12 protein-coding genes and 1 tRNA gene are annotated in these 15,539 nt (G+C 51.7%); 5 read left to right on the top strand and 8 right to left on the bottom strand.

Translation table 11 applies throughout. From position 1 onward, the window contains the following. Positions 1-39: 39 nt before the first annotated feature. Both aceA and aceB read right to left on the bottom strand, forming a co-directional pair. The gene (gene aceA, locus EFO84_RS07665) at positions 40-1,413 is read right to left on the bottom strand and encodes an isocitrate lyase (protein WP_127347478.1); all 1,374 of its coding nucleotides are present in this window, start codon (positions 1,411-1,413) and stop codon (positions 40-42) included. A 30-nt stretch (positions 1,414-1,443) separates the two neighbouring features. Then, positions 1,444-3,039 carry a malate synthase A gene (gene aceB / locus EFO84_RS07660; protein ID WP_431355324.1) on the bottom strand — a complete coding sequence of 532 codons (1,596 nt, stop codon included), beginning with the start codon at positions 3,037-3,039 and terminating at the stop codon, positions 1,444-1,446. A 96-nt stretch (positions 3,040-3,135) separates the two neighbouring features. Between aceB and EFO84_RS07655 the strand changes: the two genes are divergently transcribed. After that, positions 3,136-4,473, top strand: coding sequence for a M24 family metallopeptidase (locus EFO84_RS07655; RefSeq protein WP_127347476.1), 1,338 nt, complete (start codon positions 3,136-3,138; stop codon positions 4,471-4,473). Here EFO84_RS07655 and EFO84_RS07650 read toward each other — a convergent pair. Next, the gene (locus EFO84_RS07650; RefSeq protein ID WP_127347475.1) at positions 4,455-5,246 is read right to left on the bottom strand and encodes an SDR family oxidoreductase; all 792 of its coding nucleotides are present in this window, start codon (positions 5,244-5,246) and stop codon (positions 4,455-4,457) included. The two genes, EFO84_RS07655 and EFO84_RS07650, sit on opposite strands and share 19 nt — an antisense overlap. 176 nt (positions 5,247-5,422) lie before the next feature. Between EFO84_RS07650 and EFO84_RS07645 the strand changes: the two genes are divergently transcribed. The 4 genes from EFO84_RS07645 (at position 5,423) to EFO84_RS07630 (ending at position 11,597) form a co-directional block, all read left to right on the top strand. Next, the gene (locus EFO84_RS07645; protein ID WP_127347474.1) at positions 5,423-6,223 is read left to right on the top strand and encodes a putative hydro-lyase; all 801 of its coding nucleotides are present in this window, start codon (positions 5,423-5,425) and stop codon (positions 6,221-6,223) included. 1 nt (position 6,224) lies between these two features. Then, positions 6,225-7,091, top strand: coding sequence for a glutamate cyclase domain-containing protein (locus tag EFO84_RS07640; RefSeq protein ID WP_127347473.1), 867 nt, complete (start codon positions 6,225-6,227; stop codon positions 7,089-7,091). A 101-nt stretch (positions 7,092-7,192) separates the two neighbouring features. Then, positions 7,193-8,794, top strand: coding sequence for a hypothetical protein (locus EFO84_RS07635; RefSeq protein ID WP_127347472.1), 1,602 nt, complete (start codon positions 7,193-7,195; stop codon positions 8,792-8,794). Between the two features lie 73 nt (positions 8,795-8,867). Continuing rightward, a complete protein-coding gene (locus tag EFO84_RS07630) occupies positions 8,868-11,597 on the top strand; it encodes a TonB-dependent receptor plug domain-containing protein (RefSeq protein ID WP_127347471.1) in 2,730 nt (909 codons plus the stop codon). A 64-nt stretch (positions 11,598-11,661) separates the two neighbouring features. Here EFO84_RS07630 and EFO84_RS11815 read toward each other — a convergent pair whose 3' ends face one another. The 5 genes from EFO84_RS11815 to speB form a co-directional block, all read right to left on the bottom strand. Next, the gene (locus EFO84_RS11815; protein WP_240642668.1) at positions 11,662-11,925 is read right to left on the bottom strand and encodes a MipA/OmpV family protein; all 264 of its coding nucleotides are present in this window, start codon (positions 11,923-11,925) and stop codon (positions 11,662-11,664) included. Between the two features lie 5 nt (positions 11,926-11,930). Next, positions 11,931-12,314: a hypothetical protein gene (locus EFO84_RS11810; protein ID WP_240642667.1), complete on the bottom strand. Its 384-nt coding sequence runs from the start codon at positions 12,312-12,314 to the stop codon at positions 11,931-11,933. Positions 12,315-12,505: 191 nt separating this feature from the next. Further along, positions 12,506-12,581 (bottom strand) — tRNA-Phe (locus tag EFO84_RS07620). Between the two features lie 95 nt (positions 12,582-12,676). Continuing rightward, complete coding sequence (gene speA, locus EFO84_RS07615; protein WP_127347470.1) at positions 12,677-14,587, bottom strand: biosynthetic arginine decarboxylase; 1,911 nt, start codon at positions 14,585-14,587, stop codon at positions 12,677-12,679. Next, a complete protein-coding gene (gene speB, locus EFO84_RS07610; RefSeq protein WP_240642666.1) occupies positions 14,587-15,522 on the bottom strand; it encodes an agmatinase in 936 nt (311 codons plus the stop codon). The genes speA and speB overlap by 1 nt, the downstream gene beginning before the upstream one ends. Positions 15,523-15,539 lie beyond the last annotated feature (17 nt).

Below are 15,539 nucleotides of genomic sequence, written 5' to 3'. Positions count from 1 at the left end.
AAAGCCGTTTCAACCTGCGTTAAAACGGCTTTTACACAACTATTTGTGGGTAGCGAACTGTTCCTCTTCGGTGGAGCCGGTCAGCGCGGTCACCGATGAGCTGCCGCCTTGAATCACCGTGGTGATGTCATCAAAGTAGCCAGTGCCAACTTCTTGTTGGTGCGCGACGAAGGTGTAGCCTTTGTCGGCGGCGGCGAACTCTTGTTGTTGCAGCTTAATGTAGGCGGCCATGTCGTTGCGGGCATAGTCATGCGCCAGTTCGAACATGTGGTACCACATGTTGTGCACGCCCGCCAACGTAATGAACTGGAAGGCATAGCCCATAGCGCCGAGTTCACGCTGGAATTTGGCAATGGTGGCGTCATCGAGGTGGCGCTTCCAGTTAAACGATGGCGAGCAGTTATACGCCAATAGCTTACCTGGGTATTTGGCATGAATGGCTTCGGCAAATTGCCGCGCTTCGTCCAGATCCGGTTTGGCGGTTTCACACCACAGTAAGTCGGCATAGGGCGCATAAGCGAGGCCGCGTGAAATGGCTTGTTGAATGCCCGGAGTAACGCGGTAGAAGCCTTCGCTTGTGCGCTCGCCGGTGCAGAACGGTTGGTCGTTGGGGTCAACATCGGCGGTGAGTAGGTCGGCGGCATTGGCATCGGTACGTGCCAAAATTAGCGTTGGTACGCCGGCTACGTCAGCCGCTAAGCGCGCGGCAATCAGCTTTTGCACCGCCTCTTGGGTCGGCACCAGCACTTTACCGCCCATGTGCCCGCACTTTTTCACCGACGCCAGTTGGTCTTCAAAATGTACCCCGGCGGCACCGGCTTTGATCATGTTGCGCATCAATTCATAGGCGTTCAGCACCCCGCCAAAACCCGCTTCGGCATCGGCTACAATGGGTGCGAAGTAATCAATGTAACCGGGTTGGTCGCTGCTGATGCCTTTGGACCACTGAATTTGGTCGGCGCGGGCAAAGGAATTGTTGATACGCTCCACCACCGTGGGTACTGAATCGACCGGGTACAGTGATTGGTCGGGGTACATGCTGAGCCCACTGTTATTGTCCGCCGCCACTTGCCAGCCCGACAAATAAATCGCCTGCAAGCCCGCTTTAACCTGCTGCACCGCTTGGCCGCCGGTGAGTGCGCCCAAGGCATTGACGTAATTTTTGCCGAACTTGGCGCTGGCGCCGCCATTGACTAAGTGCCACAGCTTATCGGCGCCGCGCTGCGCATAGGTGTACTGCGGTTGCACGCTGCCGCGTAGTTTGATCACATCCAGCGCTGAGTAGCCGCGGCTAATGCCTTGCCAGCGTGGGTCTTGTTGCCATTGTTGTTGCAGCGCTTGCGCTTGCTGCTGTTGTTGTTGCGAGAGTGTGGCAGAGAGCGTGCCTGATTGCTTACCTGATTGCGTAGTCATGAGCGTAGTCCTTGTTGAGGTATTGGGGCTTTAATCGAGTAATTGGTAGCCGGGCAGTGTCAAGAATTCGGTCAGTTGCTCGGCCGTGGTGATGTCGTCTAGTAACTGCAGCGCGTCATCAAAGCGCTCTTGCTGCCAGCGCTGCTCGCCAACTTCTGTGCGCACCACCTGCGCTTCTTCGCTCAGGTAGCGGCGAAATAGCGCAACGGTCACCGTCTCGCCGTTATCCAGCGCTTGTTGGTGTTTGATCCATTGCCATATCGAGGCGCGCGAGATCTCCGCTGTGGCGGCGTCTTCCATCAGCCCATAAATGGGCACACAACCTTTGCCACTGATCCACGCCGCAATGTACTGCAGCGCCACCCGAATATTGCTGCGCATGCCGCTTTCGCTGCGCTCGCCGCCGCACGGCTTTAGTAGCTCGTCAGCTTTAATGGCAGCGGCATCACCGGGCAGCACATGCAATTGATTGTCACCATCAAGGCCATCCACAAACACCTCGCGCACGGTGGCCGCCAAGCCTGGGTGGGCTATCCAGGTACCGTCATGGCCGTTGTCGCGCTCGAGCTCCTTGTCAGCGCGCACTTTGGCTAGGATCTGCGCGTTCGCCGCCGCGTCTTTGCTCGGAATCAACGCCGCCATACCGCCCATGGCCAGCGCGCCACGGCGGTGACAGGTGTATACCAGCAAGCGTGAATAGGCGCGCAAAAACGGCTGCGCCATAGTCACTTGCTGGCGGTCGGGCAGCACCCGGTCTGGGTGATTTTTTAGGGTTTTGATGTAGCTGAAAATGTAGTCCCAGCGGCCGCAGTTCAGCGCCGCGATATGCTGGCGCAGCACATACAAGATCTCGTCCATCTGAAACACTGCCGGCAGCGTTTCAATCAGCACGGTGGCGCGGATCAGCCCGCGTTGCTGCACAAAATAGTCCTCGGTAAAGCTAAACACTTCGGCCCACCAGGCCGATTCGTCGCTGTGCTCGAGCTTGGGTAGGTAGTAATACACGCCGGTGCCGCGTTGTTTGCGCTGTTCATAGTTCAGGCAAAAGTACAGGGCAAAATCAAACAACGCGCCAGGGATCACATCATCATCCACCAACACGTGCTTTTCGGGCAGGTGCAAACCACGCACGCGGGCAATCAGCAACACCTTCTGATCATTGAGGCTATAGTGCTTACCGCTGGTTGGGTCGTCATAGCTGATCGCGCCGCGGTTAGCATCGCGCAGGTTGAGCTGCCCCTCCAGCAAGCCCTGCCAGGTCGGCGATTGTGAATCCTCAAAATCGGCCATGTAGCAATCCACATCAGCGTTGAGCGCGTTGATGACCATTTTGCGATCTACCGGGCCGGTGATTTCCAGTCGGCGTTTTTGCAGATCCTTGGGTAGTGGCGCAATCTGCCAATCGCTGCTGCGAATACCTGCGGTGGCCGCATCGAAGTCGGGCAGCGCGCCGTTATCAATGGCGCGTTGGCGCTCGCTGCGCTGCAACAGCAACTGCCGCAGCTGTGGCCGAAAGCGGCGGACCAAGGTGACTAAAAATTGTTGGGTGGTTGGGGTAAATAACGCTTGTACCAAGGCACTTGAGGTAGGCATAGTAAGGCCAGCAACAGGTTTAAAGTCGGTCATCATTCGTCCATTTGTTGTGAGCGTGTTAATGAACTCAGACTAGGCTTGTTATCGTTATTCGTCTAATGTATTGATTAAATTGCGAGCATTCACATAATGAATACAATTTTTCGCTTATTGTTAGTATTTTTGTTGTCTATGACGCTACTGTGGCCGAATCAAAGTGCGGCGCAGGCTAAGCAACCGCTATCGGCGCGCGAGCAGGCGCTGGCACTGGATGCCATTTTGGCCGAGCGGTTCGCCACTATTGCGCCGGCGCTGATGCGCCGCGAGGGCATTGATATGTGGCTGCTCATCAGCCGCGAAAACAATGAAGATCCGGTGCTTAAAACCATGCTGCCTAGCGACTGGTTTAAGGCCCGTCGTCGCACCATGTTGGTGTTATTTGATCGTGGCATTGATGAACAAGGCGTGGACCGTGGCGTTGAGGCCTTGGCGGTGGCTCGCTATAACGTGGGTGAGGTGTTTAAAAGCGCCTGGGACCCAGAACAACAGCCGGATCAATGGCAGCGTTTGATCGATTTGATTGTTGAACGCCAGCCACAGCGCATTGGTGTCAATCAGTCGGCGGGTTTTGCTGCCGCCGATGGTCTGATTGCCTCGGAGAAAGAAACCCTGTTGGCTTATCTGCCTGCCCCTTATCAGCAGCGTGTGGTGAGTGCTGAGAAGCTGGCGGTAGGCTGGCTAGAGACGCGCACCGCGGCTGAAATTGCCCATTACCAAGATGCCGTGGGTTGGGCGCAGCAGGTGATTGCTGAGGGTTTTTCTGACGCGGTGATTGAATTAGGTGTGACCACCACCACCGATTTGGAATGGTGGATGCTTGAGCGTATCTACGAAATGAAGCTGGGTGCCTGGTTTCCGCCCACGGTGACCTTGCAACGCCAAGGCGATGGCAATCCGCGTTTAAGCAATGCGGTGGTGCAGGCCGGTGACTTGCTGCATGTGGATATCGGTGTAACCTACATGCGCCTAAATACCGACACCCAGCAACATGCCTATGTGCTGCGCACCGGCGAAAGCGCGCCACCAGCCTCATTGTTACAGGCATTAGCGGCTGGTAATCAATTACAAGACACGCTGACGGCGGAGTTTGTCACTGCTCGTAGCGGCAATGAGATTCTATTAACCGCGCTGGCTAAAGCCAAACAGCAGGGTTTGCGCCCGTCTATTTACAGTCACCCGATTGGCTATCATGGCCATGCGGTGGGGCCAACCATTGGTATGTGGGATGCCCAGCGCGCTATTCCGGTCACTGGCGAGTATCCGCTCTACCCAAATACCGCACATTCAATTGAATTGAACAACACTTTTTACAGTGACGACTGGGGTCAGGACGTGGTGATCATGCTTGAGGAAAGTTCATGGTTTGACGGCCAGCAAGTGCATTACTTACATGGCCGCCAACAACAGTTTTATCTCATTCGCGAGTGAAGCAGGCGCCGGTACCAGTTGCGCGGTAAAAAGCGCTTCAGGTACCAGGCCGTGCGGCCTTGACGGTGCGGTAAGCAATGGAATTTACGCTGTTCAATACAGCGTAAAATCAGCTTAGCAATATCGTTGGCGTTGAGTTTGCTGGCGCTCATCAGTTTATCGAGTTTAGCCGGCATGCCATCAATACTGGTGCGCATGCCATCACCTAAGTTGGTGCGGAAAAACGACGGGCACACCACAGTCACGCCAATATTGTCTTTCGCCAGTTCATTCTGCAGGGTTTCCGACAAACTGACCACCGCCGCTTTGGTAGCGTTGTAAGCGGTCATATTGGCGACATCCAACAAGCCGGCCATAGAGGCCACATTGACGAAATAACCCTGACCTTGCGCGGTAAAGGTCGGCATGAAGGCTTGGCAGCCACGCACCACTCCAAGCAGGTTTATATCAATAATCCACTGCCAATCGTCGAGGCTGGTTTGCTTGAGTTTGCCTACTTGGGCTACCCCGGCATTGTTGACCACTACGTCTACGCCACCCCAGAGCTGCTGCAGCTGCTCGGCAACCTGTTGTAGATCGCTCATTTTCGTCACATCACAACACACAAACTGTGCTTCCGCCTGCAACCGTTGCAGGCTGGCGATGACAGCTTGACCGCGCTCTGCGTCGCGGTCACCAATACACACTCGCCAGCCAGCTTGGGCACACACTTGGGCAATAGCGAAGCCTAGACCACTGGCACCACCGGTAATGAAAATTCGTTTCGTCTGCATTGCTTGGTCCTTTCTATTTAAGCAGCTACGGCTAGATCTCTATACGCAAGTACTGCTAATCTGATCACTGCTGCTATGCTCGCACTGGTCTGTTAGTTTGTCGAGCAATTAGCCTAACAGTCAGAGTTGTTTATGTTGATGTTAAGCGGCGTAATACCATTAATCGGAGTTCTTTCATGGCAATTGAATCAGCCGCCGCGGTGGCCACCCCTAGTTATTGGCGACAACAGATTCGTGCGGGAAAATGGCGACAGCACACATCTGGTCTAGCCGAGGGTTATGTGCAATGCAATATTGTCATTTTGCCACAGCGCTACGCGTTTGATTTTTTGCGCTATTGCCAGCGCAATCCAAAAGCTTGTCCACTCATTGCGGTGGCTGAGCCTGGCGACTACCGGTTAGCAGCGCTGGCCGCAGATCTCGATATACGTACCGATGTGCCGAGCTATCGCTTATTTCGCAACGGCACGTTAGAGCGTGAGCTCACTGATTTACTGGCGCTGTGGCAAGATGATTGGGTCACCTTTGCGATTGGTTGTTCGTTTTCGTTCGAACAAGCTCTCATTGCTGCGGGTCTCGAAATTCGCAATATCAGCGAAGGTAAAAATGTACCGATGTACGTTACTAACCGCTCTACTGCAGCAGCGGGTGCTTTCAGTGGGCCGCTCGTAGTTAGTATGCGGCCAATGACTCCAGCTGATGCTATTCGTGCTATTCAGATTTGTAGTCGCTTTCCTGCGGTGCATGGCGCACCGCTACATTTTGGCGATCCGAGTCAGTTGGGTATTAGTGATTTAGCGCAACCAGATTACGGCGATGCGGTGACTATTAAGGCTGGCGAGGTACCGCTTTTTTGGGCCTGTGGCGTGACCCCTCAGCAAGCAATTATGCGGGCGCAACCAGATATATGTATTACACATACGCCCGGGCACATGCTCATCACAGACCTACTTAACCAACACATGGCTGCATTTTAATATGCAGTACAGCAGCTGGTTGACCCTCGCCGAGCAATTTGAAGAAGTGCTAGTTAGCGCCAATTTGCGCGGTATGCAGTTATTACGTCAGGCATTACCAAGCGGTTACCTAGGTCGAGCCGCCGAGCAGCTCTTAAATGTGCGGGGGCCAGTATTGATCGGTACGGGCTTTCCGGTGTTGAGCACCTTTGAAACGGATGGTCCAGCAGGTGCAATCGCACTCTATCGGTACCTGCAAGAGCAGGGTGTTGCAGCTACTTTGGTCTGTGGTGAACCACTATTTGGCAAACTAAGTGCCGATTTCCGTTGTCTTGAATTACCGCTCAATGCGTTAGCCGCGGCTGAGGACTATAGTCGTGAGCAGCTGGCATTGTGGCAACCACAGCTGGTGATATCCATCGAGCGCCCGGGGCTCGCTGCGGATAATCGGTACTATAATATGCGCGGTGAAGATATCAGCCAGCGCTGTGGTTGTTTTGACTATTTTATGCGCTTGGCTAGCTGCCCAACTATCGCCATTGGTGATGGCGGTAATGAAATTGGTATGGGTAATGTTTATCAGGCCTTAGCGCAACTGCCCATTAAACCTAGCGTCACAACTGTTGATGAGTTAGTCATTGCCGATGTGTCGAATTGGGCAGCCTATGCGTTGGTGATGTTATGCTGTGCAGCACGTCAACAACCCTGGCAAGAACATTTGCCGCTGAATGACATTTTTGCCTATTTGAGTGCTCATGGTAGTGTTGATGGGGTCAGTCGTCGCAATGAGCATAGCGAGGATAATCAGCCGCTTACAGTAACTTTTGCATTACTTGAACGGCTCGATGCCCTGATTGTTCAACACGACAGTTTAGTTTCAATTCAGTGAACCTTTTGTGACAACGAGCAATTGTCACGTTTCTGTAATGTAAAGTTTTTATGCTCCTCCAGTCTTTTGATCCTATACCAATTCAAGACCGGAGAAAGCTCATGAAATTGCAATCTATCTTCAAAGTAACCGCCATTGCCTCGGCGCTTGTATTAGCCGGCTGTGGTGGTGATATCTCGATTAACCCAACGGTTAACGACAACAGCACCAACAACTCAGGCAACACTTCTAACGTCACCAACCCACCTCCAACAACTCCACCTGCCGATGTGAACCCATGTGCAGAGAATAACGGCGTACAAGGTGCATTTGATGGTCGTGACTGTGAATATAACTTAGAGTTTGCTGGTCGTAACGTTGAAATCCTTGAAGATATCACCTTTGTAGAATTGCCAGATGGCGGCGTACACGTATTTGATGGCGCGCTGTTGATTGGCCGTGATTGTGAAACCACTACCGGTTGTACCATTAACCAAGCCGGCCCAGTCGTTACTGTTGAGCCAGGTGCAGTATTAGCATTCACCAGTGGTGAAGCCATTGTACGTGTAGGCCGTGGCGCTAAATTGAACGCTATCGGTACTTTCGCTAAGCCAATCAGCTTCACTTCAGCCAACGCCTTTACCCGTTTTGACGTAGTTGGCAGCGGCCCACGCTTTGCTGACTGGGGTGGCATCATCGTTAACGGTCAAGGTATCACTAACCAGTGTACTGACGCACAGCGCGATGGCGGCACCTGTAACGTCGCTTCAGAAGGTATTGTCAGCCACTTCGGCGGCAACAACAACGCCGATGACAGCGGTTCTATGTCGTATGTAAAAATCATGTACGCTGGCTCAGGCCCACGTGCTGGTGGCGACGGTGACGACTTAAACTCGTTAACTTTGAACGCTGTTGGTTCCGGCTCTACCTACGACTTCATTCATATTCACCAAGGTTTCGATGATGGTATCGAATTCTTCGGTGGCGCTGCGAACATCAAGCACGTTGTTGTAACTGACACCCAAGACGACTCAATCGATATCGACGCTGGCTGGCAGGGTAACGCGCAATTCTTGTACATCAAGCACGGCACTGTAAACGTTGACGGTACTGACGTATTCATGGGTAACGGTGGTTTTGAAGCCGACGGCGAAAGCAACTCAGGCGCTGCGTACTCACAAGCTCCAGCATCACGTCCAAACATCGCTAACGTGACTGTTGTGACCACCGATGGCTTATCAACGCGTGACAACGCTAAATCAATCGCGACTAAGTTTGACGATAACTTCCAAGGCCAATTGTATAACTTCTTGTTAGTGAAAGATGACGTTGCAACCAACGACAGCCGCTGTGTGTTCTTTACCACTGACGGTGAAGCTGGCGTAGCAAACGGTTTAGATTTCTTCAACTCAGTGATGGCTTGTGTTGCTGAAAACGAATTCTCATCAGCGGCCTTGTTACCGAGCGGTGAGTCGCGTCAAGACTGGTTTGACAACGCGGGTAGCAACGAGCGTATCGGTGGTAACGCCACAGTATTCAATGCTGACGGTTTCTCAACCAACATGGCATCACCAGACATCACTATCACTGCAAACGACCTGTCTACCTTAGACGGCACCTTCTTTGATAGCGTCAACTTCATTGGTGCATTATCCAATGCTGACACCAGCTCAGAGTGGTACCGCTGGGTACAAACTGCGTTAGCGGCGGCCGAGCAAGACTAATTAGTCCAGCAAAAACCCTCGTAGGGTAGGTGGCAGGTGCCACCTACCTCTTTACTTAACGCAGGAGTTGCACATGAGTACTCATTATAAACTCAAACCGCTGGCATTAGCGGTCAGTTTAGCTCTGCTGGCAAGCAGTTCAGTCTACGCTCAGCAAGTTGAGCAACCGCAACAAACGCAAGACCCAGAGCAGACGGAACAGCTCGACGATACCATTGAAGAAGTGGTAACAACGGGTACACGGTTGCAAGGAAGTGCTGCTGCGGTTATTGAAGAACGTCGTAATCAAGCGTTCGTTGCCGATATTTTAGGTGCTGAACAATTAGCCCGTACCGGCGACGGTGATGCGGCATCGGCATTACGCCGCGTGACTGGTTTAACCCTGGTTGACGGCAAGTATGTTTATGTTCGTGGCTTAGGTGAGCGTTATTCAAGCGCACGTTTAAACGGCGCTAACATTCCAAGCCCAGATTTAACCCGTAACGTTATTCCGTTGGATATCATTCCATCATCGATTATTGAAAGTATGTCGGTACAGAAGGTGTTTTCACCGGCTATGCCAGCAGCATTCGGTGGCGGTAACATTGATATTCGCACCAAAACTGCGCCGCGAGATTTTGAGTTCAATATTGAGCTTGGCGTAGGTCAGAACAGTAATGCTCGTGATGGTTTTACCTACAACCGCAACGAAGCGGGTATCCCAGCGGATATCGGTACTGCGATTGTGCGTTATCGCGGCGATTTCAGCCTGCGTAACATTATTGATACCAATGGTTTTACCAATAACGCCGAGGCTACCGCGAGTCAACAAGCGCGTGCTATTAACCAAAGCCTGGCTCGCTCGCTGCCGCGTACTATCGGTTTGCAAGAAGAGTCGTTGTCGCCGAACTACAGCATTAAAGCCAGTATCGGTAATAGCTTCGATGAAGATTTCTTTGGTGGCAGCATCGGCTTCTTGTTAGCCGGCGCCTACGACACCAAGTGGGATGTCTCGAAGCGTACTAATGCGGTATTGAGCCCAAATGCCCAAGCCGGCTGTGCCACTACCCTGAATACTCTCGAAGAGTTGGCGAACTCGTGCTACAACACCATCGCTGAAACCACTAAAGCCACCGAAACTGAGCGCATGAATGGGGTGTTCAGTGTTGGTTATCAACTCGATACCCACAGCATCAACTACACCAAGCTGTACTTGGCTGATGCCGAAGGCGAGTCTGATTTTGGTATCATGCAAAGCCCGAACGGTAGTAACTTGAAGACTATTGTGGGTACTGGCTTGACCAACCGTGAGCACGCTTTCCGCTACGAAGAGCGTACCTTGGATATCGACCAGTTCCGCGGTCAGCACACCTTCTTAGATTGGTGGGGTATTGGCTTTGATTGGCAATACACTGAATCAACCGCTGAAACGGATATCCCAACCGATATCTCGTATCGCTTCGATGACTTATACGATGGCCAAGGTAACTACCAAAGCACCATCGTAACCGGCGATGATAACCGTGCGGTGTATCAATACGTGGACATGGAAGATCACGTGAAATCGTACTCAGGTAACTTCTCTTTACCAGTCACTGTGGCGGGTATGGATATTGAGTTACGTGGCGGTTATGACTTTACCGATAAAGCGCGTTATTACACCACCGACCGCTTTGCCATGGATAACGGTTCAGGCCTGAACTTTGTGGTCAGCGACTCGTTGAGCAACGTATTAGGTGCGACCCAGTATTTAACCGATGATCGCATTGCGGCTAACAACTTTGAGTTGTCGTATCGCGAACCAACCGCGCCAGGTGCGGATGATTATATTGCGGTGCAGAAAATCGATGCCTATTACGGCTCGTTTGATGCTTACCTCAACGATAATTGGCGTTTAGCCGGCGGTATCCGGTGGGAAGAGTTCAAGCAAGTCAGCTTAGCGACCTCCAGCTTGATCTTTGACCGTACTGATATCGAAACCTTCTATTCGCCAGAGCGCATTCTCAACGGTACCACCATTGAGGATGATTTCTACCCGGCGTTGTCGTTCACCTACATTGGCGGCGAAGATTATCAGCTGCGTTTCGGTTATGCCGAAACTGTGGTGCGCCCAGATATTCGTGAAACCGTGCCAGTAGTGTATTTCGACCCAATCACGGATATTCGTACCGTTGGTCGTGCTGGCCTACAAAGCAGCCCGATGAAGAACTACGATGCGCGTTTTGAGTATTACATGGACAACGGTGATAACTACACGGCATCACTGTTCTATAAGGATATTTCGCGTCCAATCGAGTCGGTATTAAGCGTTGGTGACGAAGAATACACGCTGAACTATGTCAACGGCGAAGCGGCTGAAGTATATGGTATTGAGTTTGAGTGGTTGCATGACCTGGGCTATTTGTCGGATGGTTTCTTCACCACCGGTAACTTAACCTTAAGTGATTCAGAGGCTGTCATTGACCCAGCTCTAGCGGGTAACTTGACCAATCCAACCAAGCGTATGACAGGTCACTCTAAGTACGTTGCGAACTTCCAGTTGAGCTACGATTCTGCCAATGGCAATCATTCGAGCTCGTTGGTCTACAACGTGTTTGGTGAGCGTATCTTAGCGGCTGGTATCGGTGGTCGTGGCGATGCTTACGAGCAACCGTTCCAATCACTTGACTTGGTCTATAACTACTATCCTGACTTTAATTCAAAAGTCAGCTTGAAGGTGCAAAACTTATTGGGTGAAGATCAAGACGTAACCCAAAGCGGCGTGACCGTGCAAGCGCGTGAAGTAGGGCGGGTGATTAGTTTGAGCTACAGCTACGAGTTCTAATTTGTGCTGTGATAAAAAATGGGCGCTGAGCGCCCATTTTTTTGCTTTGCGTTTAGCGCGTCGCTTAGAAGATATACACGAAGCCAATGCCTAATTCCGCTTCATAGTCGTTACGGGTAATCGGGCTGTCGGTCACATCACCCACGTAGCGCTCGAATAAACCTTCCACGAAGATCAGCACGTTGTCGTTGTAATAATGACGGTAATTGTAATGCAGACCAATGGAGCGGAAACCGCCGCTTAGGTTGGTTTCAGCTAAGCCTGACGCCAGTGCTTGGCTGGCATTGATACCAAAATCGCGATTAGCGCGGTCACTGTCGTGATACACCGCAACTAATGCCAGCTCTGAGCCAGTACCATCGTTTTGTTCACCAAATCTGCGGCCGATACCAAAAATACCCAAGTTGCCTTCGTCGCTAGCCACAATGCGGCCATCCAGCCAATAGCTTCGCCAGCAAAGTAAAAAATATCGTCACCTTTGCGCCACTGCACCGCACCGGCTGGGTCAAGTTCAAAGCCAAACTCATCGGAACCTTCATAGGCTGACTCGTATTCAATGCCAGCGCCTAGGCCAAACGCCCAGCCGTCTTTGCCCTTAGTGAAGTCGTCAAGCGACGGCAGCGGCACCAGCGCGCTATTGCTTTCTTGCGCTAATACGCTCGGCTGCGCCAAGCCAGCTAAACATAATACTACGAATAAACCGGATAACTTTTTCATGGTGACATCACTCCTTTAAGTGGTGAAACCAAATGGTATTAGTGCAGAGAAAGGGAATGTGTTGGGGATTAGATCATAGCGTAGCTCAAAAGCAGCCATGGTGCGCAGTGAATTGGCTGCCTGGTACAAATCTGGTGCAGCAGCACACAACGAAAAAAGCCCCGCAATTGCTTGCGAGGCTTCTCGAATAATGGTGCCCAGAGGCGGAATCGAACCACCGACACGGGGATTTTCAATCCCCTGCTCTACCAACTGAGCTATCTGGGCGTCGGTGCGTATTAAACGAGTTTTTGCGGTGTGAGTCAACCGCTTTTTTTGCGGTTTTGTACCGTTTGCTCAGGAAATACGCAGTTTTGCTAGTTTTACACTTTTAAGTAGGTAGAACCGGCTAAACACTTCTCGTAATAGTCGGTCCAGCGCACGCCTTCACGGGGTGCGATGGTGCCTTTACGCACTTCACGATCAATGCATTTCTTCACCGTTTTAGCCATAAAATCGGTGTTATATTGCATGGTTTCGAGCACTTTCTCGGCAGAAGTGCCTGGAACCACCTCTTCGATATAAAAATCACCTGGTTCGTCGTCGTGCGAGTAGATATGCACCTCGGTTAAACGCCCAAACAGGTTATGCATATCGCCCATAACGTCTTGGTAGGCGCCGGTTAAGAACATGCCCACGTGATACTCTTCGCCTTTGCGCAGGGTATGCATAGGAATGTTATCGCTGATTTCAGTGCCTTCAATGTATTTGCTCAGTTTACCGTCGCTGTCGCAGGTGATATCGACAATTGAACAACGCACCGCTGGGCGCTCGTCAAGGCGGGTAATAGGTACAATCGGCAGTACTTGGCCAATCGCCCAGGTATCAGCCGCAGATTGGAAGATCGAGAAGTTACACAGGTATTGGCTGGCCAACATATCTTCAAGTTCTTCCAGCTCTTGGAACACGAATGACTCGCGGTCGAGTGAGTGGTGGATCTCGGTTAAGATCTGCCAATACATGGTGTCGAGCTTGGCCATTTCTTCTAGTGACAAAATACCCAGCTTGAACGCTTCATAGGCGCTTTGCTTGAATGATGCGGCGTCGTTGTAGCGTTCTTGCGGGTGCATGGTGTCGGCCGCGTTGACCAACTCACGCATGTTGCTCACCAGAATGTGCTCACCGCTACTGGCGCTGATATCAAACTTGGCACCGGTGTTTTTGATTTCACCAACAATGTTGGTCACCACACAACTGTGGTGGGCGGTAATAGCACGGCCACTCTCGCTCACTAGGTTCGGGTGCGGGACATTTTCTAAATCACAAATCTGCTTCACCCCGTACACCACGTCGGCCACGTATTCTTCAGTGGAATAGTTGCGCGATGAGTCGGTGGTAGAGCTGGTACCGTCGTAGTCGATGCCGAGGCCGCCACCAATGTCGAGGTATTCCAGTTCTACACCCATTTGAATCAGCTTGGCGTACAAGCGCGCGCCTTCAGAGACTGCTTCTTTGATTTTGCGGATATCGGCCAACTGACTACCAATATGGAAGTGCAGCAGCTTGGCGCAATGCAGCATATTCTCTTGCTTGAGCAATTCAATGATATTGAGAATTTCGGTAATGCTGAGGCCAAATTTAGCGCGCTCGCCACTTGAGCCAGCCCATTTACCTGAGCTGCGCACCATCATTTTGCTGCGCAAACCAATGATCGGCTCTACGCCCAGTTTTTTCGACAATGGGATCAGCATTTCCAGTTCTGAGAACTTTTCAATCACGATGATGATCTTGCGGCGTAACTGCCGGCCCAGTAGGGCGAGGGTCAGATAATCTTCGTCTTTGTAGCCATTCAGAATAGTCAGTGCGCGCGGGTTCTCGTTGTACGCTAATACCGCCATCAGTTCAGGCTTCGAGCCAGCTTCGAGGCCATAGTCGTAGGGTTCGCCGGCATCAATGATTTCTTCCACCACTTCGCGCATTTGGTTCACTTTAATCGGGAACACGCCTACGTAGCGGCCTTCATAATTGGCATCGGCAATGGTTTTGGCGAAGGTTTCGTTCAAGATCTCAACTTGCGAGCGCAAGATATCGTGAAAACGAATAACCGCGGGCAATTGAATGCCTTCGGCAATGATTTCATCCACCACTTCTTTCATATCGATGGTGACGTCTGGCTGGCGATGATTCGGCGCAATTTGAATGCTGCCATTTTCACCAATGGAGAAGTATCCAGCGCCCCAGCGCTTCACGCCGTAGAGTTCTTCGGCGTCTTCGATAGTCCATGGATTAGTCATTAGCGTGAGCCTTTTTCGTTCAAAATAATCAATAGCTCACGGACAATCTTGGCCGCAAACACATCAGAGTTGCCGGTTGGGTCAATGTCAGGGGACAACTCCACCACATCGGCGCCAACCAAGTTTTTACCGCGCAGTAACTTCATCAGGCTCACGTAGGAGTGGAAGTCTTCGCCACCTGGCTCTGGGGTACCGGTACCTGGCAAGAATGCTGGGTCAAAGTAGTCCAGATCAAGCGTCAGATAGATAGGGCGATCAGCTGGAATAGCGGCGACGCTATCCAAAAAGTCTTTACGTGACGTACGCACGGTGCCGTGCTCTTTCATGAATTGATATTCTTCGCGGGTACCTGAGCGGATGCCGTATTGGATCAGTTGATGGCCTGGGCCAAAATGGTCCAGCGCGCGACGAATAATAGATGCATGCGAGTAATGATAGCCCAAGAAGCCATCACGCAAATCGGCGTGCGCGTCTAGGTGCAACACCACTAATTCAGGGTATTGCTGCAAATAGGTACGAATAGGCGCATACGAAATAGAGTGTTCACCGCCTAAGGTCAGTACCCGAATGTTATCAGCCGGCAAATTTAGCCCATCAAAAATAGCGCTAAATTGGTCGGTGGCGTGCTGCCATTGAGCTTCAATGTCATCGCTGCTGCCAAGTGACAAGTTACCAAGGTCGTAAAAGGTATGATCATACAGATCGGCATCTAAATACGGTGAGTACGATTCGATGTCTTCGGATACTGCCCGCAGGCCATCTGGGCCGTTGCGAGTGCCTTTACGAAAACACGCGGTGCCATCAAAACCAAAGCCAATCATGTGCGTGGCGTTGGCAAAAATGGCGGCTTCGGTGCTGGCACCGAAGAACTCACGAACCGGCGCGTCTACGGCAACCGGTAAAGCGGTAATTTGTTTGGCTTGATGCTGGCTCAAAGTCAGTCACCTCCATC

This window comes from Pseudidiomarina mangrovi (assembly GCF_003999375.1).
Taxonomy (GTDB): Bacteria; Pseudomonadota; Gammaproteobacteria; order Enterobacterales; family Alteromonadaceae; genus Pseudidiomarina; species Pseudidiomarina mangrovi.
This window is presented reverse-complemented; position numbering and strand designations above follow the sequence as displayed.

What these genes read in the sequence shown, in the direction of transcription:
- EFO84_RS07630 (WP_127347471.1), top strand. Translation starts at nt 8,868, where the DNA reads ATGAGTACTCATTATAAACTCAAACCGCTGGCATTAGCGGTCAGTTTA.
- EFO84_RS07650 (WP_127347475.1), bottom strand. Translation starts at nt 5,246, where the DNA reads ATGCAGACGAAACGAATTTTCATTACCGGTGGTGCCAGTGGTCTAGGC.
- EFO84_RS07640 (WP_127347473.1), top strand. Translation starts at nt 6,225, where the DNA reads ATGCAGTACAGCAGCTGGTTGACCCTCGCCGAGCAATTTGAAGAAGTG.
- aceA (WP_127347478.1), bottom strand. Translation starts at nt 1,413, where the DNA reads ATGACTACGCAATCAGGTAAGCAATCAGGCACGCTCTCTGCCACACTC.
- EFO84_RS07635 (WP_127347472.1), top strand. Translation starts at nt 7,193, where the DNA reads ATGAAATTGCAATCTATCTTCAAAGTAACCGCCATTGCCTCGGCGCTT.
- EFO84_RS07645 (WP_127347474.1), top strand. Translation starts at nt 5,423, where the DNA reads ATGGCAATTGAATCAGCCGCCGCGGTGGCCACCCCTAGTTATTGGCGA.
- EFO84_RS07655 (WP_127347476.1), top strand. Translation starts at nt 3,136, where the DNA reads ATGAATACAATTTTTCGCTTATTGTTAGTATTTTTGTTGTCTATGACG.
- aceB (WP_431355324.1), bottom strand. Translation starts at nt 3,039, where the DNA reads ATGACCGACTTTAAACCTGTTGCTGGCCTTACTATGCCTACCTCAAGT.
- speA (WP_127347470.1), bottom strand. Translation starts at nt 14,587, where the DNA reads ATGACTAATCCATGGACTATCGAAGACGCCGAAGAACTCTACGGCGTG.
- EFO84_RS11810 (WP_240642667.1), bottom strand. Translation starts at nt 12,314, where the DNA reads ATGAAAAAGTTATCCGGTTTATTCGTAGTATTATGTTTAGCTGGCTTG.